Raw genomic sequence first — 19,268 nt, 5'->3', positions numbered from 1 at the left:
CCTTCCTTAACTTCATGTCCCGGTTTGTCCGATAGGAAGCGAAGCCCAAAGAACTCACAGGCGACGAACCGTGGTCCCTCATCGAACCGTTGCTATCGGTGCGGGCGCTCCTTGTTCAGATAGTCCGCAAACCCTGCATACCCGCGCCGCGCCAGCGATGCGTTGGTTAGCAGCGCCGAATCCAGAATGTCCAAATGGTCGCAGCACAACGCGGCGCCACCAACGTCTGGAGTCGTGAACTTGAGCGTCGGTTGCCCCAGATACTCGCGCAGATGGTCAACCGAAGCACCCGTCATCGCAAAGTTCTCCGGGGTAATGAATGCGCGAGCGTCATCGCCACATAGCCGACTAGTACGAGTTGAAACGCTACCGGCAGCATGACGGCAAGCGCTGCGGATGCCAGCATCGGAACGGACTTCAGAAAGATGCCTGCGGCAAGCGGCAGTTCACCGGAAGCGAAGGGACGCTGAACAAGTCTGCGGTCCGAAAGCCGTCGCAAGGCGACTCTTGCGCGACAGCGGCCCAAAATAAGGTGATCTTGGCCGATATGATGGAGAGTCGCACGGGATCGTTATGAAGAGACAGATGGTCCGGTGTTCGACATGGAAGCGAGAAAACCGTCAAATGAGCGATTCCATTGCCTAAGATCAAGTTACGCGCCCCGTGAAGAAAGCACGGCGGCTCGCGAACGGTTTCGTTGTCGCGCATCCTTCCCGCGCGACCTTTCCACAAGGAGATTACGATGAAAGCAGACGACGCGGGCGACGTTCGGGCCTTCGTGCAAACGGCGGAGCAGAGTGGCGAACATGTCTGGGTAATCACGCTGGTCGACTTTGGGGCTCGTGAGGTCAAACGCTCGCTCGTTTCGGACGAGACGTATGCGACGCCCGCCGCTGCGAGAGATGCCGGGGAGGCGCATTTGAAGGCACTCGCGCAAGACCGCTAGGCCCACTCACTCCTGCGCTGTTTTCGAACGCGGACGTACTAACGTTGCACGATAAGCAAACGGGCGGTAAAGGGGCGAAATAGGACCAAAGTTCATGGCCAATACGCAAGGACCCACCGGATCGCCGTTTGCGGTGTCCGCCGAAGCGGGCGGCTATCACATCACGCGCCCACAAAATGCAAGCGATGTGATCGAGCTGGTGAAAAAGCGCAGTATTCAGATCGTCGATCTTAAATTCACCGACTTGCCGGGACTTTGGCAACATTTCTCGATCACGCTCCCCGAAGTTCACGACGATCTCTTCAGCGCCGGCATCGGTTTCGACGGTTCATCGATCCGCGGCTTTCAGGAGATTCACGAGTCCGACATGCTGCTCAGGCCTGACCCGGCCACTGCCTTCGTCGACCCGGCTTGTGGCACGCCGACCCTGTCGATCATTTGCGACGTCGTCGATCCGGTGCTGCGGCAGCCGTATTCGCGCGATCCGCGCTACGTCGCGAAAAAAGCGGAGGACTATCTGCGCCAGACCGGCATCGCGACGACGTGTTATTTCGGGCCGGAGCTGGAATTCTTCATCTTCGACTCGATCCGCTTCGGCCAGGATCAGCACTGCGGCTACTACTACATCGAGTCGGGCGAGGGTGACTGGACCACCGGTCGGGACGAAGGCGCGTACGGCGGTGGCAATCTTGGCTACAAGCAGCGTTATAAGGAGGGCTATTTCCCGGTGCCCCCTCACGACACGCTGCAGGATATCCGCTCGGAGATCGCGCTGACGCTCCAGCAGGCAGGCGTACAGATCGAAGTGCATCACCACGAAGTTGCGACCGCAGGACAGAACGAGATCGACATGCGCTTTGCGACGCTCACCCGGATGGCCGACAACGTGATGATCTACAAGTACATCTGCAAGAACGTCGCGCGTCGGCACGGCAAGGTCGCAACCTTCATGCCGAAGCCGCTGTTCGCCGACAACGCCAGCGGCATGCATTGTCACCAGAGCCTGTGGAAAGACGAACGGAACCTCTTTTACGACGCGGCCGGCTGGGCGCTGACTTCCGACATGTGCCGCTGGTACATCGGCGGATTGCTCCAGCACGCCCCCGCGCTGATGGCTTTTTGCGCGCCGACGACGAATTCCTACAAACGCCTGGTGCCGGGGTATGAGGCGCCCGTCAATCTGGCGATGTCGCAGCGCAACCGTTCCGCCGCCGCGCGCATCCCGATGTATTCGGATTCGCCGAACGCGCGGCGCGTCGAATTCCGCTGTCCGGACCCGTCGGCCAATGCATATCTCGCTTTCGCGGCGATGCTGATGGCCGGCCTCGATGGCATTGAAAACAGGACCGATCCCGGCGCGCCGCTCGACCGCAATATCTACGATCTGCCGCCCGAAGAAGCCCGCAATGTGCGGCAGGTGCCGGGCTCCCTCGACGCGGCGCTGGCAGCGCTCGAAACCGACAACACGTTTTTGCGCAAAGGCGATGTCTTCACCGACGACGTGATCCAGACCTGGATCGACTACAAGCGCAGTCGCGAGATCGACACGATCAAATTGCGTCCGCATCCATGGGAGTTTTATCTGTACTTCGATGTCTAGGAGATTAAGCGAGGCCGTCACGCTAAAAACATGGGCCTCGAACCCGAGCGGTGTCGACAGTTTTGCTAAGTTGCCGCGTGATCGCCTCAGCGCGCAACCCTATATAACGGGAGCGGATGCGATCGTCTCGCGACTCAATCATCCGCGAAAAAATGGCCGAGGCAGAAACAGCCAGCCGCGAGCGCGGCGCCCAGCACCGCGACCGTATAAGCGAGCCTGACACCGTGCCACAAGCTATCGAACCATTGATGCAACTGCGCCATCAGCACCGCCGCGTTGCCGCCGATTTGCTGTAGCTCGGTCTGATAACGCGGATCGGCCATGCTGTACATGGCGACCGCGCTATCGGGCGGCGGGGCGCTGACGTCAATGAGCACCGCGGCGACCAAACTGACGACGAGAATTGCCGCGCCGGAGAAATAGAACCGCTTTTGCAGCGGCGAGCGGCGAGTCGAGGAGGGTGCGTCGTGATCGTTGCCGTTCATCGCCTGGTGGGTGGGGCGCTTGCAGCCGTCGTTGATGGAGCGGAACCTCCAGTATCGCAGAGCGCGGCCCGCAGGCGACGGGGCGCGCCCGACTCACCTCAACTCTTCGACGTCAACAATTTGATCCCCGCCATTGCGAACATCACCGCGAGCGAGCCATCGAGCCAGCGCCGGATCGACGTATAGATGCGGCGCGCGGACGCCGTCGAAAACAGCATCGCGTAGCTGCTGAACACAGTCGCGCCGATCATCATGCAGCCGAGTACGACGGGCAGCACGTGCGCGGCGCCGTGCTGCGGCGACATCGCGAGCGACACGATGGACAGCCAGACGAGCACCGCTTTCGGATTCGTGAGATGCAGCAAAAGGCCGCGCAGATAGAGCCGCCCGAGCGGTTCGTCGACGCGCGCCACGCTCGCGGCCGGCTTGTCGGCGCTGAACGCGGAGCGCGCGGACTTCAAGCCGAGCCACAGCAGATACAGCCCGCCCGCGATCCGGATCGCGACGAGGCATTGGGAGTAGCTGGCAAGCACCGCCGACAACCCAAGCGACGCGAGCAGCGCCCATGAGAACGAGCCCGACACCACGCCGAGCGCAAACACCAGCGCCGCGCGCCGGCCCGCGCTCATCGCGAGCGACATGATCGCGAGATTGCTCGGCCCAGGGCTCGCGGTGCCGACGAAATAGGCGCTGTAGGCGATCAGGACGTCGGCGGTGAGCAGAGGGCTGGCGATCATGGCGGGCACAAGTAAGGGCGGGCGCGTGCTTCGCAACGCAATGCAACGCGACGCGACGCGACGTGCCACACGGTCGGTTGAATGAAGCGACGATTCTGCGCGCCGTCGCGCGCAGCGCACAGATACAGTTGCGCGTTCGGCTGACAGGACACTGAATCGAACCGTGTCGAACGCGCGTGCGAAGCGCTCAGCCGCCCGCCGCGCCCGCAATACAGTCCGCCAACGCATCGGCGACCACCGGCCGGCTATGCCGCGGCCGCAGCACGAGCCCGATCTCACGCTCGAAGGTCGCATCGCCGAGTTCGAGTGCCACGACGCTCGCCGGCCATTTGTCGAGCCCGGCCGTGTCGGGAATCAGCGCGACACCCATGCCGCGCGCCACCAGTTGCACGATGGCCTGCAATTCGTCGAGCTCGACGGCGTCGCGCACGCCAAGGCGCGCGCGACGCAGAAAGCGGTCGACGAGCCGTCCGCCGAACGACGCGCGGTCGTAGCGGATGAACGGCTCGCTGCGCAGCAGTTCGCGCCACGAGCGGCCGCCGCGGGCGAGCTTTTTGGGCGCGAGCAGCACGAACGGTTCGGCGACGAGCGGGCGCCATTCGAGCTCCGACGGCGGCGCGAACGGCGGCTTGATGATGACGGCCAGATCGAGCTCGCCCGAGTCGACCTGGCCGAGCAGCGCCAGCGATACGCCCGGCACCACGCGAATCCGCCAGCCGGGACGGTCGTCGCGAAAGCGCGCGAGCGCGTCGGCGAGCAGCGACACCTGCGCCGACGCAATCGCGCCGATTCGCAGCATGCCGCTTTCGGCGGCGCCACCGCTGCGCTCGGAGAGCCGCGCGTATAGCGTCATCATTTCCTCCGCCAGCGCGAGCGTTTCGCGGCCCGCCGCGTTGAGCGTCGCCGAGCGGCCGGTGCGGTCGAACAGCTGGAAACCGAGTTCCTCCTCGAGCCGCTGCATCTGTGCGCTGACGGCCGATTGCGTGAGCCCGATGCGTGCGCCCGCCCCGGAAAACGTGCCGTACTGGCTGACGGCGATGAAGGTTTTCAACTCGTTGAGCATGATCGATCAATCGATTTTGGTGATGGTCAGATCAAATATATATCGTTTCTCAACATTTTTATTCATGGTTAAACTGACTCTCATCGCACGGACTGTCGGTCGCGATCGCCGGTCATATCAAACCCCATACCCACTCAGCGAGTCTTTCCATCATGAGCGTTGCCCAAACCGTTTTGCCGCCGTTCCACCTGGCGTTTCCTGTTCATAGCCTTGCCGCCGCGCGCGAGTTTTACGGCGAATTGCTTGGCTGTCCGGAAGGGCGTAGTTCGGACGCCTGGGTCGACTTCAATTTCTACGGCCATCAGATCGTCGCGCATCTGGCGCCGGACGAAGTCGGTCATCGGCATACGAGCGCGGTCGACGGCGACGCGGTGCCGGTGCGCCACTTCGGCGCGGTGTTGTCGATGGAGCAATGGCAGGCCGCCGCGGACAAACTGCAGAAGGCCGGCATCGAATTCATCATCGAGCCGCACGTACGCTTCAAGGGCGAGGTCGGCGAACAGGCGACCATGTTCTTCCTCGATCCGTCGGGCAATGCGCTCGAGTTCAAGGCGTTCGCCGATATGTCGTCGCTGTTCGCCAAATAAGCGAGCGTTGATGCCAACCGGCAAATAGTTGCATGTAAAAGGCCGGTCGACCCTCCAGGTCGACCGGCCTTTTACATTGAAGCGCATGGCCGCGCGGAGCAGAATGGCATATCGCGCGAATCGATCTGAAAGCATGTTTCATCCTGTTTCGAGCGAAAGCCGTGCCGCGCATCAGCAAACGTTCCATTAACTGCGCGCAAATTTAAACACCAAACGTTTGCCCGGTGCCTAATTCGACGCAAGTCCGGCGATTGTCGTTAGCCTTCGAAAATCGCGCGTCACCTTTCAACAAGCTTCCTGACAATTTCGCCATTTTCGCGCCATGCAGGCGTTGGTGCGACCGATCTAGCATAAGCGCAGATTCAACCCCTTCCTCCACCCGCATTCTCTCTGGCCCGTTTCAATGTGGATCGTCAACGTAGCGCTTAAGCGGCCATACACGTTCATCGTGATGGCGATTCTGATCGTGCTGGCGACGCCCTTCGTGCTGTTCACCACGCCCGTCGACGTGCTGCCGGAAATCAACATTCCGGTCGTCAGCATCATCTGGACGTACACCGGGCTGTCGGCCGAGGACATGGCCAACCGCATCACCTCGGTCAACGAGCGCAGTCTGACCACGACGGTCAACGACATCGAACATATCGAATCGCAGTCGCTCCCCGGCATCGCGATCCTGAAGGTGTTCCTGCAGCCGAACGCGAACATCCAGACGGCGATCGCGCAGACGGTCGCCGTCGAGCAGGCGCAGTTGAAGCAGATGCCGCCTGGCGCCACCGCGCCGCTGGTCATCAGCTACTCGGCCTCCAGTATTCCGGTGATCCAGCTCGGCCTGTCGAGTCCGAAACTCTCGGAGCAGGATCTCAACGACACGGCGCTCAATTTCCTGCGTCCGCAACTCGTGACGATTCCGGGCGCGGCGGTGCCCTATCCGTACGGCGGCAAGTCGCGGCTGATCTCGGTCGACCTCGATACGCGCGCGCTGCTCGCCAAAGGACTGACGCCGGCCGACGTGGTCAGCGCGTTCAACGCGCAAAACCTGATTCTGCCCACCGGCACGGCCAAGATCGGCCCGAAGGAATACACGATCGACATGAACGGTTCGCCGCCGACGTTGGAAGGCCTCAACGACATTCCGGTGCGCACCGTCAACGGCGCAACGACCTATCTGCGCGAAGTCGCGCATGTGCGCGACGGCTACTCGCCGCAGACCAACATCGTGCGGCAGAACGGCCATCGCGGCGTGCTGATGTCGGTGCTGAAAAACGGCAACGCCTCGACGCTGTCGATCGTCGATACGTTGAAAGGCATCTTGCCGGCCGCACGCGCGGCGCTGCCGCCGGATCTGCAGATCACCGCGCTGTTCGACCAGTCGGTGTTCGTGAAGGCGGCGGTGCAGGGCGTAGTGCGCGAAGCGCTGGTCGCCGCCGCGCTGACCGCTGCGATGATCCTGCTGTTCCTCGGCAACTGGCGCAGCACCTGCATCATCGCGATCTCGATTCCTCTGTCCATTCTGTCGTCGCTGATCGCGCTGCACGCGCTCGGACAGACCATCAACATCATGACGTTGGGCGGGCTCGCGCTCGCGGTCGGCATTCTGGTCGACGACGCGACGGTGACGATCGAGAACATCGAGCGGCACTTGCGGCTGGGCACGAATCTGCACGATGCGATTCTCGACGGCGCCGGTGAAATCGCGGTGCCGGCGCTCGTGTCGACGCTGTGTATCTGTATCGTGTTCGTGCCGATGTTCTTCCTGACCGGCGTCGCGCGCTATCTGTTCGTGCCGCTCGCTGAAGCGGTGGTGTTCGCGATGCTCGCGTCGTACATTCTGTCGCGCACGCTCGTGCCGACGCTCGCGATGCTGCTGATGGGTCATGCGCACAAGCCGAAGACGGGCGCGAAGCCGAATCTGATGATGCGCCTGTATCACCGCTTCGACGCCGGCTTCGAGCGCATGCGCGCGGCCTACATCGTGATCCTGAGCAGCCTGCTCGTGCGTCGCAAGATGTTCGGCGCGCTATTCCTCGGTTTCTGCGTGCTGTCGATGGGCCTGTTCTTCACGCTCGGCGAAGACTTTTTCCCGAGCGTCGACGCCGGCGATATCCGCTTGCACATGCGCGCGCCGACCGGCACGCGTATCGAGGAAACGGCGCGGCTTGCCGACGAGGTCGAAAAGGTGATCCGCGAAGTCGTGCCGCCGAGAGAACTGGGCACGATTCTCGACAACCTCGGCTTGCCATATAGCGGCATCAATCTGTCGTATAGCAACGCGGGCACGATGGGCACGCTCGACGGCGAGATCCAGATCGCGTTGAACGAAGGCCACAAGCCGTCGCAGATCTACATGGACAAGCTGCGCACGATCCTGCCGCAGCGCTTCCCGGGCGTCGAGTTTTTCTTCCAGCCGGCCGACATCGTCACGCAGATCCTGAACTTCGGCCTGCCCGCCGCGGTGGACGTGCAGATTACCGGCGCAAATCAGCAGGGCAATCTCGACGTCGCGCGCAAGCTGCTGAAGCAGGTAAGGCTGATTCCCGGCACCGTCGACACGCATATCCAGCAGAAGCTGGATGAACCGGTGATCGATCTGCATATGGACCGCACGCGCCTGCAACAGCTGAACCTGACCGCGAACGACGTCGCGCAGAACGTGCTCGTTTCGCTATCGGGCAGCTCGCAGACGTCGCCCGGCTTCTGGATCAACAACAGGAACGGCGTCGAATACAAGGTGGCGGTGCAGACGCCGCAGTATCAGGTATCGTCGATCGACGAACTGTTGCGCACCCCGGTGTCGGCCACGATGAACGGCCCGACGCAACTGCTCGGCAACCTCGTGCAGGTCTCGCCGCGCAGCCAGTTCGCGGAGGTCACGCATTACAACATCCGGCCGGTGATCGATCTTTATGTAAGCGTTGAAAAGCGCGATCTCGGCAGCGTGGCGAATCAGGTCGACCGGATCGTCAGCGAGGTGCGCGGCTCGCTGCCGCGCGGCAGCTCGATCACCGTGCGCGGCCAGGTACAGACGATGCGCAGTTCGTTCTTCGGGCTCGGCATCGGTGTGGCGATGGCGATCGTGCTCGTGTACCTGCTGATCGTCGTCAACTTCCAGTCGTGGATCGATCCGCTGATCATCGTCAGCGCGTTGCCGGCGGCGCTGGCCGGCATCATGTGGATGCTGTTCCTGACCGGCACGCATCTGAGCGTGCCGGCGCTGACCGGCGCGATCATGACGATGGGCGTCGGGACCGCGAACAGTATTCTGATGGTGGCGTTCGCGCGCCAACGGCTCGCGGCCGGCGCACCGCCGCTCACAGCCGCGCTCGAAGCGGGCGCGAGCCGGATCCGTCCGGTGCTGATGACCGCGTTCGCCATGATCATCGGCATGATTCCGATGGCGCTCGGTATCGGCGAAGGCGCCGAGCAGAATGCGCCGCTCGGCCGCGCGGTGATCGGCGGATTGCTGTTCGCGACCGTGTCGACGCTGTTTTTCGTGCCGCTCGTGTTCGCCGGGATTCATTCGTGGCTCGCGCGCCGTGACAAGAACGGCAGTGGCGACGATGGCGGCAACGGCGCTGCCAATGACGGTGATGGCGGCCCAAGTGGCGGCCATACCGGCAGCCCCGCGCCGGAACACAGCAGTGCGGCGACGCCCGCGTAGAAGTTAAACGATGGTTGACTGAGATGACAGAAAAAACTCATGCATCGCTAGCGATCCCCACGCGGGAAGCCGAACAGGGAGAGCACCTGCTGCCGCCGCGCCATCGCGAATGGAAGCGCGCGAAGATCGCGATCCTGATCGTGCTCCTGCTGCTGGCGATAGGCGCGTTGCGCACCGTGATCGCGAACGTGCTGCAAAACCGCGAAGTCGCGGCGATCGCGCGGCAGAACGCCACGCAGTACGTGAACGTCGTTACGCCGACGCAAACCGACGGCGGCGGCGACACGCTGCTGCCGGGCACGTTGCGCGGCTATGTCGAGTCGCCGATCTATGCGCGCGCGACCGGCTATCTGCTGCACTGGTACGCCGATATCGGCACGCACGTGAAGCAGGGGCAACTGCTCGCCCAGCTCGATACGCCGGAAATCGATCAGGAACTCGCGCAGGCTCTCGCGCAGCGTCAGCAGATCAATTCGAGCCTCGCGCTCGCAAAGAGCTCGCTGGAGCGCTGGCAGCAGTTGCGCCAGCGCGATGCGGTGTCGCAGCAGGAGCTCGACGAACGGCAAAGCACCTACACGCAGGACGTCGCGAATCTCGCGGCCGCCGATGCGAACGTCAAGCGTCTGCAGCAGCTGGAATCGTTCAAGCGGATCGTCGCGCCGTTCAGCGGCGTGGTCACGCAGCGCAACGTCGACGTCGGCGATCTGATCGACGCGGGCAGCGGCACCAGCCGGGCTCTGTTCGCGCTCGCGCAGTCGGACCCGCTGCGTGTCTACGTGCAGTTGCCGCAGGCGTATGCGCAGAACGTCAAGGTCGGGCAGAAGGCCGTGGTCACGCAGGCCGAGCTGCCGGGCCAGCAGTTCAACGGCACCATCACGCATGTTTCCGGTGCGATCGACGTGCCTACGCGTTCGTTGCAGGTCGAAGTGACGCTGCCGAATCCCGACGACAAGCTGCGCCCCGGCGCCTATGTCCAGGTCGCGGTGCCGGCCGCCACCCATGCGCGCCTCACGGTGCCCGGCAACGCGCTGCTGTTTCGCGCGGAGGGTCCACGCCTCGCGGTCGTCGATGCGAAGGGCAACGTCAGCTTGCACAAGGTCGTGATCGCGGTGGACCTCGGACAGCAACTCGAAATCGAAAGCGGTATCGCGCCGACCGATCGCATCATCATCAACCCGAGCGATTCGATTGCCGACGGCGATCACGTGCAGGTGCAGCCGCCGCAGAAGAACGCCAAGGGGGCGTCGTGATCGGCGCGGCTTTACGCCGGGCGCCCCCGCGCAGCGCCGCTTTCGCTGCGCTGAGCGCTGTCGCCGGCGCGGCGTTGCTCGCCGCGTGCACGGTCGGCCCGGACTACCGGCGGCCGCAGGCCGAGGTGCCGCCCGAATGGCATACCGATTCGTTCTGGCGCGTCGCCGCGCCGTCGCATGCACCGCTCGCGCCGGACTGGTGGACGAGCTTCGCCGACCCGACGCTCGCGACGCTCGAAACCCAGGCGCTCGCGCAGAACCAGACGCTCGTCGCGGCGAGCGCGCACTACGAGCAGGCGAAGGCGACACTCGCGAACGTCAGCGCGCAGCGCGTGCCGGAAGTCGATCTCGCCGCACAGGCAGCGCGCTTCCGTATTTCCCATGACCGGCCGCTGACGAACTACGCGACGCCGACCGAATCGACGGTGCAGAACAACCTCCAGCTCGGGCCGACGATCAGCTACGACACCGATCTGTTCGGCCGCATTCGTCGTCAGGTCGAGGGCGCGCAGGCGTCGGCCGAACAGTCGGCGGACGATCTCGCGAACGCGCGCCTCGTGCTGACGACCGATCTCGCCACCGACTACTTCTCGCTGCGCGAGCTCGACAACGAGATCGACGTGCTGAACCGGTCGGTGAAGCTGCAGCAGAAAGCGCTCGATTACGTGAACACCGAGCACGATCTGGGTTCGGTATCGGGCCTCGACGTGCTGCAGCAGAAATCTCAGCTCGATTCGACGCGCGTGCAGGCGCAACTGCTGCTGAATCAGCGCGCGCAATACGAGCATGCAATCGCCGCGCTGGTCGGCGTGCCGGCCCCGCAGTTCGCGATCGAGCCGCAGGTGCTCGACATCCAGCCACCGACGGTGCCGCTCGGCGTGCCGAGCGACGTGCTGCAACGGCGGCCCGACGTCGCATCGGCGGAACGCGCGATGGCGGCCGCGAACGCGCAGATCGGCGTGGCCAAAGCCGCGTTCTTCCCCAGTCTGACGTTGACGCCGGGCATCGGTTGGCAGAGCACCGAGTTCGCCAATCTGCTGAGCGCACCGACGCTGATGTGGACGCTCGGCGCGACGGTCGGTCAGGTGATCTTCGACGGCGGGCGGCGCGCGGCGAACGTCAAGTACGCGAGCGAGGGCTACAAGGCGACCGAGGCGAATTATCGGCAGACCGTGCTGAGCGCGTTCCAGCAGGTGCAGGACGGCATCACCGGACTGTCGGTGCTCGACGGCGCGGCGAAGCAGTCGCGCGAGGCGATCGGCGATGCGCAGCGGCTGCTGTCGCTCGCGAACGATCGCTATTCGGGCGGTCTCGTCGCGTATCTGAACGTGATCGATGCGCAGGAGTCGCTGCTGACGAGCGAGCGCACGGATGTGCAGATTCGCGGCCAGCAGTTGACGCTGTCGGTGGCGCTCGTGAAGGCGCTTGGCGGCGGCTGGGAGAGGGGCGCGCAAGACGGCGCACTGGCCGCCCGGCAGCAAGACACGCCGGCTCCCGCACGCTGAATCGCACCGCCGAACTGCCATGCCGATGCGGTGAGATCGGCGCGGAGAACGAGGGGCGTTCGTATAATGCAAGGTTGACAGCCAGTAATGGCAAGGAACGGGACGCGGATGAAATTGCTGATCGTTGAAGACGAGCACAAGGTAGTGGACTACCTGCGCTCCGGTTTGACCGAGCAGGGCTGGGTCGTCGACGTCGCGCTCGACGGCGAGGAAGGCATGCATCTGGCCACCGAATTCGACTACGACGTGATCGTCCTCGACGTGATGCTGCCCAAACGCGACGGCTTCAGCGTCCTGAAGGCGCTGCGCATGCGCAAGTCGACGCCGGTCATCATGCTGACCGCGCGCGATCACGTGAACGACCGCGTGCGCGGCCTGCGCGAAGGTGCCGACGACTACCTGACCAAACCCTTCTCGTTCCTCGAACTCGTCGAGCGTCTGCATGCGCTCGCGCGCCGCACGCGGTCGCAGGAGTCCACCTTGATTTCCGTCGGCGATCTGTTCGTCGATCTGATCGGCCGCCGCGCGACGCGCGACGGCGTGCGCCTCGACCTGACCGCGAAAGAGTTCCAACTGCTCAGCGTGCTCGCGCGCCGTCAGGGCGACATTCTGTCGAAGACCGCGATTACCGAGCTGGTATGGGACGTCAATTTCGACAGCCACACGAACGTCGTCGAAACCGCGATCAAGCGGCTGCGCGCGAAGCTCGACGGCCCGTTCCCGTCGAAGCTGCTGCACACGGTGCGCGGCATGGGCTACGTGCTCGAAGTGCGCGAAGAGGCCGAGACATCATGAACCGTTCGATTGCCCGCCGTCTGGCGTCGATGTTCGCGCTGGTCGCGCTGTTCGTGTTTACGCTCGTCGGCACGGGGCTCTTTCTGGTGCTGCGCACGCAGCTCGAACATCATCTGCGCGAGTCGCTCGACGATCGCACGCAAATCGCGCGCATCATCGTCTATCACGCGGTGACGCCCGAAAGATGGCGAACGTGCCGCGAAAAGCTCACCGACATGACGCCGCACGACGGCAGCACCGTGTACTCGGTGACCAGCGCGGACCCGAACTATCACTTCGGCACGCCGGTGCACGGCACCGTCACGAAGAGCTGGTCCGGCGGCTACGAGCGCATCGCGCCGGCGGGCGGCGGCCCCGACATGCTGACCTCGACGGTGACCTTGCCCGCCAATGCCGCACGGCCGCCGGTGCAGTTGCAGGTCGCGTCGAGCTATTCACCGAACCTGCGCACGATGCGGGTGTTCGGCTCGGCGCTCGCGGCGCTGTCCGCGCTCGGCAGTCTCGCGGTGCTGCTGCTCAGCTACTCGGTGACGCGCATCGGTCTCGCGCCGCTCACGCGTCTGACGCGCGACGCGTCGGCGGTCAGTCCGAACAACCGCTCGCAGCGGCTCAATACCGCGTCGCTGCCGCTCGAACTGAACGACCTCGCGAACTCGTTCAACGGCGCGCTCGAACGGCTCGACGGCGCGTACGGCCGCCTCGAATCGTTCAACGCGGACGTCGCGCATGAACTGCGCACGCCGGTCACGATCCTGATCGGCCAGACCGAGGTCGCGCTGACGCGCAACCGTTCGGTCGACGATCTGCGCCACACGCTGCAATCGAATCTCGAAGAATTCGAGCGGATGCGCACGATCATCAACGACATGCTGTTCCTCGCGCGCGCCGATCAGGGCGAACGCGCGACCGGGCTCGTCGAGGTGTCGCTCGCGGTCGAAGTCGCGCACACGTTGGAGTTTCTGGAGATTCCGCTCGAAGAGGCGCGCGTGCATGCGCAGTTGCACGGCGATGCGGTTGCGCGCGTGAACCGCTCGCTGTTCGGCCGCGCGTGCACCAACCTGCTGATGAACGCGATCCAGCATTGCGAGCCGGGCGCGTCGATCAGCGTGACGATCGGGCGCGGGGAAGGACCGATGCGCAACCAGGTGCGCGTCGCCGTGGCGAATCCGGGCGAGCCGATCGCGCCGGATGTGCTCGAACACTTGTTCGACCGCTTCTATCGCGCGGAAGTCTCGCGCACCAATAGCCGCGAAAACCACGGGCTCGGGCTCGCGATCGTGAAGGCGATAGCGGAGATGCATCGCGGCACCGTCTCCGCGCACAGCGCGAACGGCATCAACACGTTCTCGTTTTCGCTGGCGGCGTCGGTGATGTCCGCGTCGGGCGACGTGCCGGCCGTCCGCGCGAACCCCAATGCGACTGGCGTCGCCGCCGACACCGCCTATTCGTCGCTCGCGAAGGGCAAGTCGGCCTGAACCGGCAGGCGCGGCTTGAGCGCCTGTTCGCTCGCCGATGTCAGCGTGCTGATACGCACGCCCAGCAGCCGCAGCTTGCGGTTCAACTGCACGCGTCGCAAACAGTCGGTCGCCGCGCGGCGGATTTCCGTCGCATCGGCGGTCGGTTCGTCGAGCGTCAGGTCGCGCGTGACGGTGCGGAAATCGTCGTAGCGCAGCTTGATGCCGATCGTGCGGCCCACGTAGCCCTTGCGCACGAGGTCCTCGGCGACGCGTACGCACAGCCCCGTAAACGCGCTCGATAACGCCGGCCGGTCATGACGCGGATGCAGGTCGCGCTCGAACGTGGTCTCGCGGCTGATCGACTTCGGCTCCGATTCGACCACCACGGGCCGCTCGTCGTGACCGTGCGCGATCTCCATCAGCCACGCGGAATAGCTGCGCCCGAAGTTGTCTTGCAACAAGCCGGCGTCGGCGGCGGCCAGGTCGCCCACCGTCGCGAGGCCGAGCGCGGTCAATTTCTCCGCGGCCTTCGGGCCGATGCCGTTGACCTTGCGCACCGGCAGCGGCCACACACGCAGCGGTATGTCGGCTGGGGTGAGGATCGTCAGGCCGTCGGGCTTGTCGAGCTCGGAGCCGATTTTTGCGAGCAGCTTATTCGGCGCGATGCAGATGGAGCACGTCAGCCCGGTGGCCTGATGAACAGCCTCCTTGATGCGCCGCCCGAGGTCGTCCGCTGCGCCCGGCACGTCGGTCAGCTCGATGTAGATCTCGTCGATGCCGCGATCCTCGATGCGGTCCGTGAACGTCCTGACGGCCGCCTTGAAGAGGCGCGAGTAGTGGCGGTATGAATCGAAGTCGGTCGGCAGCAGGATCGCGTCGGGCGCGAGCGCGGCGGCCTTCATCATGCCCATCGCCGAAAACACGCCGAGCGCGCGGGCCTCGTAGGTCGACGTGGTCACGACGCCGCGCCCCGCGTAATCGCGCAGCTTCGCGAAGCGCTTGCTGCCATCTTCGAGGACCTCTGGCGCGCTGTTGCGGCCGCCGCCGATCACCACGGCGCGGCCGCGCAGCTCCGGATAGCGCAGCAGTTCGACGGATGCGTAAAACGCGTCCATATCGAGGTGCGCAATGCGGCGGGATGGCGAATTCATGGGTTGAAGCGGGCGATGGCAATAAACGGGAGCTGTGAAGGCGCGCGTCGAGATGGCGCCAGCCCGTCATGGTACCTTGCCGCGCCCGCCGCCGGTCAGGGCCGCCGCGGCCCGCCGCGCGCGCGGGTCGCGTGGCGCGAGGCGCGCTGCGCTTACTGCTTGATGCCTTCGGCCTGGATATGCAGCGTGGTCTTCATGTTGAAGCCATACGCCTTGCCGTAGTCGATGCCGAAATCGTCGCGATTGAACGTCGCGACCGACTCGGTGCCGCACACTTCGCGCTTGAGCATCGGGTGCTGGATGCACTTGAACGATTCGATCTTCAGGTTGACCGGCTTCGTGACGCCGTGCAGCGTCAGCGTGCCGATCACTTCGACCGGCTTGTCGCCGTCGAAGCGGATCTGCGTGCCCTTGTAGGTCGCGGTCGGAAACTTCGCGGTGTCGAAGAACTTGTCGCCGACCAGTTCCTCGTTGAGCTTGTCGTTGCCTATGCCAACCGAGCTCAGGTCGATCGTCGCCTCGACCGTGCCGGTCTTCGCCGCGCGATCGAGCACCACGGTGCCGCTGCTTTTCTTGAACTTGCCGCGCCAGATCGACAGGCCGCCGAAGTGGTCGGTCTCGAAGCTCGGCGACGTGTGCGTTGGATCGAGCAGATAGGTTTCGGTGGCGGCCATCGTGTTGAACGACAAGGCAGCGGCGAGCGCGCCGGCGGCGAGCAGGAAGGGTTTCTTCAAGTTGGACTCCAGAGGTCGAGGGGTAAGGCGGTGCTGCGGCGTTGTCGGTTATTTCTTCGCCGCGACCAGATGAAATTTGATGAGGACTTCGTCGGCGACCACCGACGTGTCTTTCCATTCGCCAGTGCCGACGTCGAACTGCGTGCGCTTGATCGGCAGCGAGCCGTCGAAAGTTTGCGTGACGCCCTGGCTCGCGATCACGACCGGCACGACGACCATTTGCGATTTGCCCTTGATCGTCAGCTTGCCGGTCACCTTGTACTGGTTGCCGCCGGCCGGCGCGATCGAGCTCGACACGAAGGTCGCGTTCGGGAAGGCGCCGCTGTCGAACCATTCCTTGCCTTGCGCCTGCTTGTTGTAGTCGTCGGCGCCGAGGTCGTAGCTCGCGGTGTCGATCGACACGTTCGCGCTGCCCGCGGCCGGCTTCGCCGGATCGAAATTCAGTTGCGCGGAGAACTTCCTGAACTTGCCGTCGACGGGCACGTTCATTTGTTTGGTCGTCGCGATGACGCTGCTTTTCGCGAGGTCGACGTCGGCGTGCGCGAGCTTCGCTCCGAGCAGCGCAAGCGCCGCGAAAGAAGCGAGCGCCGCGCGATGAGCGCAATGATAAAAGGGTGTCTTCATGATGGTACGCATCCTATCCGAGCTTCGCGGCCCGATTGCACACCGCGAGGAATTTGATTGCCAACAAGTCGTAGCCAATCGGCGAGGACGATGGCTTTCCTGAAGCTGTCATGTCGTTATGCACGGGTCTTCAGAAACGGCACCATGCGCGCGAGCAATCCGTCGCGATCCACGAACTGATGCTTGAGCGCCGCCAGCACGTGCATGATCACGAGCATGAGCAGCGTGTAGTTCAGCAGCACGTGCACCGCGCGCAGCGTGGTCTTCAGCGCCTGATCGGGACCGATGATCGTCGGCAGCGGCACGATGCCCAGATACACGACCTGAATGCCGGCCGCCGAGCTGTAGAAGTAGCCGGACAGCGGAATCGCGAGCATCAGCAGATACAGCAGACCGTGCACCAGATGCGCGGCGGCCTTCTGCCACGCGGGCGTCGCGACATCGAGCGCGGGCGCGCGGTGCGTCGCGCGCCACAGCACGCGCAGCAGCGCGAGCGCAAACACGGTCACGCCGATCCATTTGTGCCACGAGAAGTACTTGAGCTTCGTCGGCGTGAAGCCGGGGATATCGGTCATGATCCAGCCGATGTAGAAGCCGCAGATCATCAGGGCGGCAATCAGCCAGTGCAGCGCGATTGCGGCGCCGTGGTAGCGCGTGGGACTGAAAGCGCGTGTTTGCATCGTGTTCTATCCGTTGCTCGCGAGAAGCCGCGTGAGGATGCGGATAGTAGGGACGCCAATTGAAACTGAATAGGCGGGTGCGGGGGAACAGATCGTTGTCGCGGTGATGTTAATCGCGTAAGACATGGGTGACGAACCGCATACGCATTCAACGATACGCGCATGAAGGCACCCTCACTGCCAGGTGCCGGTCGCTGTCGTACCGCCGTACCGCTGTGGTAACTTGTTGCCCCGAACAACAAGAGTGCCGCGCTTTGCGCAGCCACCGAAATAACCCATTATCCAGGCCTAAGCCGTGAATTCCGTTTTCCTTTCCTGGGGTATTGCCGCGCTCGCCACTACCGGTGTGATCACGCGGCCGTTCAAATGGCCTGAAGCCGTGTGGGCGGTCGCTGGGGCTGTGCTGCTCGTCGCGCTCGGCCTGTTGCCGCTGCATCTCGCGATCGAAGCGATCGGCAAGGGCACCGATGTCTACCTGTTCCTGTTCGGCATGATGCTGCTCTCCGAAGTCGGCCGCCGCGAAGGGCTGTTCGACTGGGTCGCGGTGCTCGCGGTCAATCACGCGCGCAGTTCGCCGCGCAAGCTGTTCGTACTCGTGTACCTGTTCGGCGTCGTAATCACCGCGTTTCTTTCCAACGACGCAACCGCCGTGGTACTGACGCCCGCCGTGTTCGCGGCGGCGAAGAAAGCGAAGACACCGCCGCTGCCGCTGCTGTTCGTCTGCGCGTTCGTCGCCAATGCGGCGAGCTTCGTGCTGCCGATTTCGAATCCGGCCAACATCGTGCTCTACGGCAATCACACACCGCCGCTGGGACCCTGGATGCTGCGCTTCACGCTGCCCTCGGTGCTGTCGATCGCGGCGACTTTCGTGATGCTGCGCTGGACCCAAGGCGAGGCGCTCGCCGGCGTCTGCGAGGCGAATCTCGAGGCGGTCGAGCTGTCGGCGAGCGGGCGCGTCGCGCTCGCGGGCATCGCGGTGACAGCCGGCGCGCTGCTGACGGTCTCCGCATACGACATTCAGCTCGGCCTGCCCACCGCGATCCTCGGCACGCTGACCGCGCTCGTCGTGCTGATCAAGGAGCGCAGATCGCCGCTGCCGATGATTCGCGAAATTTCGTGGAACGTGTTGCCGCTCGTCGCCGGGCTGTTCGTGCTGGTCGAGATGCTCGACCACACCGGCGTGATCAACAGCTTCGCGGGCGAGCTGCGGCGCGCGACCGAACACAACGAAATGGCCGCGGCCGGGTGGGCCGGCGCGAGCATCGCGTTCCTCAGCAATCTGATCAACAACCTGCCTGCCGGCTTGATCGCGAGTTCGACCGTGATGCAGGCGCATAGCCCCGAGCGCGTGATCGACGCGCTGCTGATCGGCGTCGACCTGGGACCGAACCTGTCGATCACCGGTTCACTCGCGACGATCCTATGGCTCAACGCGATTCGCCGCGAAGGCGAAGACGTCAGCTTTATGAAGTTCCTGAAGGTCGGCGCGCTGGTGATGGTGCCCGCACTCGTGCTGGCACTTGGGGCACGGATTCTAACCGGCTGATCGGGCGTCAGACCCGCGCGACATCAGCACGGGTTTGCCGGACGAGCCGACACGCGTCGCGCCGGTGAGCTGTTCCAGTCGCGCGCCCACCGAGCGCAGTCTCGCTTCGAGCAGGGCGACGCGCGCGCGTTGCGCGGGCACCATCGAGGAACGACTCAGCGCATGCAGCCGACGATGCCAGTACGACAGCGGAAAACGGTCGCGTGCTGAAAGTGCGTTGAAAACGAGCTCGAGATGGGCAATTTCCTTGTCGATATTTAGGTAACTCATTGCACAGTCCGGGAAAAGAAGGGTGGAAATGGGCGCGCGAACGTAAAAAACGGCAGCAAACTTCGTTCCATCCCGCCTAGATATAGTCAATATCGGCCGTGACGTGCATAGCGTCACATCCTGCGCGCGAGGCGCGGCGCGCACTGGTAAGAAGCGCCAAAATCGATGCAAGCTTTA

Annotated in this window: 18 protein-coding genes; 9 read left to right on the top strand and 9 right to left on the bottom strand. The window is 64.0% G+C overall.

Annotated elements, in window-relative coordinates:
• Positions 1 to 92: 92 nt before the first annotated feature.
• The gene (locus BJG93_RS24870) at positions 93 to 296 is read right to left on the bottom strand and encodes a hypothetical protein (RefSeq protein WP_027194001.1); all 204 of its coding nucleotides are present in this window, start codon (positions 294 to 296) and stop codon (positions 93 to 95) included.
• Between the two features lie 446 nt (positions 297 to 742).
• Here BJG93_RS24870 and BJG93_RS24865 point away from each other — a divergent pair, with 446 nt between their 5' ends.
• Together BJG93_RS24865 and glnA are read left to right on the top strand one after the other, a co-directional pair.
• Entirely contained in the window at positions 743 to 946 is a 204-nt protein-coding gene (locus tag BJG93_RS24865; RefSeq protein ID WP_027194000.1) for a hypothetical protein, read from the top strand.
• A 94-nt stretch (positions 947 to 1,040) separates the two neighbouring features.
• Positions 1,041 to 2,546 (top strand): type I glutamate--ammonia ligase, encoded by a 1,506-nt coding sequence (glnA, locus tag BJG93_RS24860; RefSeq protein WP_027193999.1) that lies wholly within the window; start codon positions 1,041 to 1,043, stop codon positions 2,544 to 2,546.
• A gap of 134 nt (positions 2,547 to 2,680) precedes the next feature.
• On the opposite strand, the gene BJG93_RS24855 is transcribed toward glnA, so the two are convergent.
• The 3 genes from BJG93_RS24855 to BJG93_RS24845 form a co-directional block, all read right to left on the bottom strand.
• Complete coding sequence (locus BJG93_RS24855; protein ID WP_027193998.1) at positions 2,681 to 3,031, bottom strand: hypothetical protein; 351 nt, start codon at positions 3,029 to 3,031, stop codon at positions 2,681 to 2,683.
• 98 nt (positions 3,032 to 3,129) lie between these two features.
• A complete protein-coding gene (locus tag BJG93_RS24850; protein WP_027193997.1) occupies positions 3,130 to 3,768 on the bottom strand; it encodes a LysE family translocator in 639 nt (212 codons plus the stop codon).
• Between the two features lie 187 nt (positions 3,769 to 3,955).
• Positions 3,956 to 4,831, bottom strand: a complete 876-nt coding sequence (locus BJG93_RS24845) for a LysR family transcriptional regulator (protein ID WP_027193996.1) — start codon at positions 4,829 to 4,831, stop codon at positions 3,956 to 3,958.
• Between the two features lie 152 nt (positions 4,832 to 4,983).
• Here BJG93_RS24845 and BJG93_RS24840 point away from each other — a divergent pair, with 152 nt between their 5' ends.
• From BJG93_RS24840 to BJG93_RS24815, 6 genes are all read left to right on the top strand, one after another.
• Entirely contained in the window at positions 4,984 to 5,418 is a 435-nt protein-coding gene (locus BJG93_RS24840; protein WP_027193995.1) for a VOC family protein, read from the top strand.
• A gap of 403 nt (positions 5,419 to 5,821) precedes the next feature.
• Positions 5,822 to 9,079 (top strand): efflux RND transporter permease subunit, encoded by a 3,258-nt coding sequence (locus BJG93_RS24835; protein ID WP_027193994.1) that lies wholly within the window; start codon positions 5,822 to 5,824, stop codon positions 9,077 to 9,079.
• A 23-nt stretch (positions 9,080 to 9,102) separates the two neighbouring features.
• Entirely contained in the window at positions 9,103 to 10,329 is a 1,227-nt protein-coding gene (locus BJG93_RS24830; protein ID WP_027193993.1) for an efflux RND transporter periplasmic adaptor subunit, read from the top strand.
• Positions 10,329 to 11,834: an efflux transporter outer membrane subunit gene (locus BJG93_RS24825; protein WP_051374173.1), complete on the top strand. Its 1,506-nt coding sequence runs from the start codon at positions 10,329 to 10,331 to the stop codon at positions 11,832 to 11,834. Before BJG93_RS24830 ends, BJG93_RS24825 begins: the two co-directional genes overlap by 1 nt.
• Before the next feature lie 108 nt (positions 11,835 to 11,942).
• Complete coding sequence (locus BJG93_RS24820) at positions 11,943 to 12,629, top strand: heavy metal response regulator transcription factor (RefSeq protein WP_018424874.1); 687 nt, start codon at positions 11,943 to 11,945, stop codon at positions 12,627 to 12,629.
• Positions 12,626 to 14,104 carry a heavy metal sensor histidine kinase gene (locus tag BJG93_RS24815; protein ID WP_027193991.1) on the top strand — a complete coding sequence of 493 codons (1,479 nt, stop codon included), beginning with the start codon at positions 12,626 to 12,628 and terminating at the stop codon, positions 14,102 to 14,104. Before BJG93_RS24820 ends, BJG93_RS24815 begins: the two co-directional genes overlap by 4 nt.
• Here the strand turns inward: BJG93_RS24815 and dinB are convergent.
• The 4 genes from dinB to BJG93_RS24795 form a co-directional block, all read right to left on the bottom strand.
• Complete coding sequence (gene dinB, locus BJG93_RS24810) at positions 14,071 to 15,237, bottom strand: DNA polymerase IV (RefSeq protein ID WP_027193990.1); 1,167 nt, start codon at positions 15,235 to 15,237, stop codon at positions 14,071 to 14,073. The two genes, BJG93_RS24815 and dinB, sit on opposite strands and share 34 nt — an antisense overlap.
• 152 nt (positions 15,238 to 15,389) lie before the next feature.
• Positions 15,390 to 15,971 (bottom strand): YceI family protein, encoded by a 582-nt coding sequence (locus BJG93_RS24805; RefSeq protein ID WP_027193989.1) that lies wholly within the window; start codon positions 15,969 to 15,971, stop codon positions 15,390 to 15,392.
• 48 nt (positions 15,972 to 16,019) lie between these two features.
• Complete coding sequence (locus BJG93_RS24800; RefSeq protein ID WP_027193988.1) at positions 16,020 to 16,595, bottom strand: YceI family protein; 576 nt, start codon at positions 16,593 to 16,595, stop codon at positions 16,020 to 16,022.
• 116 nt (positions 16,596 to 16,711) lie between these two features.
• The gene (locus BJG93_RS24795; protein WP_027193987.1) at positions 16,712 to 17,275 is read right to left on the bottom strand and encodes a cytochrome b; all 564 of its coding nucleotides are present in this window, start codon (positions 17,273 to 17,275) and stop codon (positions 16,712 to 16,714) included.
• Between the two features lie 295 nt (positions 17,276 to 17,570).
• Here BJG93_RS24795 and BJG93_RS24790 point away from each other — a divergent pair, with 295 nt between their 5' ends.
• Complete coding sequence (locus BJG93_RS24790; RefSeq protein WP_027193986.1) at positions 17,571 to 18,821, top strand: arsenic transporter; 1,251 nt, start codon at positions 17,571 to 17,573, stop codon at positions 18,819 to 18,821.
• Here the strand turns inward: BJG93_RS24790 and BJG93_RS24785 are convergent.
• A complete protein-coding gene (locus tag BJG93_RS24785) occupies positions 18,810 to 19,091 on the bottom strand; it encodes a hypothetical protein (protein ID WP_027193985.1) in 282 nt (93 codons plus the stop codon). The two genes, BJG93_RS24790 and BJG93_RS24785, sit on opposite strands and share 12 nt — an antisense overlap.
• Between the last annotated feature and the right edge of the window lie 177 nt (positions 19,092 to 19,268).

The organism is Paraburkholderia sprentiae WSM5005, assembly GCF_001865575.2.
Classification (GTDB): Bacteria; Pseudomonadota; Gammaproteobacteria; order Burkholderiales; family Burkholderiaceae; genus Paraburkholderia; species Paraburkholderia sprentiae.
This window is presented reverse-complemented; position numbering and strand designations above follow the sequence as displayed.

Coding starts and splice junctions, on each gene's coding strand:
- BJG93_RS24870 (WP_027194001.1), bottom strand. CDS start 296: ATGACGGGTGCTTCGGTTGACCATCTGCGCGAGTATCTGGGGCAACCG.
- BJG93_RS24865 (WP_027194000.1), top strand. CDS start 743: ATGAAAGCAGACGACGCGGGCGACGTTCGGGCCTTCGTGCAAACGGCG.
- glnA (WP_027193999.1), top strand. CDS start 1,041: ATGGCCAATACGCAAGGACCCACCGGATCGCCGTTTGCGGTGTCCGCC.
- BJG93_RS24855 (WP_027193998.1), bottom strand. CDS start 3,031: ATGAACGGCAACGATCACGACGCACCCTCCTCGACTCGCCGCTCGCCG.
- BJG93_RS24850 (WP_027193997.1), bottom strand. CDS start 3,768: ATGATCGCCAGCCCTCTGCTCACCGCCGACGTCCTGATCGCCTACAGC.
- BJG93_RS24845 (WP_027193996.1), bottom strand. CDS start 4,831: ATGCTCAACGAGTTGAAAACCTTCATCGCCGTCAGCCAGTACGGCACG.
- BJG93_RS24840 (WP_027193995.1), top strand. CDS start 4,984: ATGAGCGTTGCCCAAACCGTTTTGCCGCCGTTCCACCTGGCGTTTCCT.
- BJG93_RS24835 (WP_027193994.1), top strand. CDS start 5,822: ATGTGGATCGTCAACGTAGCGCTTAAGCGGCCATACACGTTCATCGTG.
- BJG93_RS24830 (WP_027193993.1), top strand. CDS start 9,103: ATGACAGAAAAAACTCATGCATCGCTAGCGATCCCCACGCGGGAAGCC.
- BJG93_RS24820 (WP_018424874.1), top strand. CDS start 11,943: ATGAAATTGCTGATCGTTGAAGACGAGCACAAGGTAGTGGACTACCTG.
- BJG93_RS24815 (WP_027193991.1), top strand. CDS start 12,626: ATGAACCGTTCGATTGCCCGCCGTCTGGCGTCGATGTTCGCGCTGGTC.
- dinB (WP_027193990.1), bottom strand. CDS start 15,237: ATGAATTCGCCATCCCGCCGCATTGCGCACCTCGATATGGACGCGTTT.
- BJG93_RS24800 (WP_027193988.1), bottom strand. CDS start 16,595: ATGAAGACACCCTTTTATCATTGCGCTCATCGCGCGGCGCTCGCTTCT.
- BJG93_RS24795 (WP_027193987.1), bottom strand. CDS start 17,275: ATGCAAACACGCGCTTTCAGTCCCACGCGCTACCACGGCGCCGCAATC.
- BJG93_RS24785 (WP_027193985.1), bottom strand. CDS start 19,091: ATGAGTTACCTAAATATCGACAAGGAAATTGCCCATCTCGAGCTCGTT.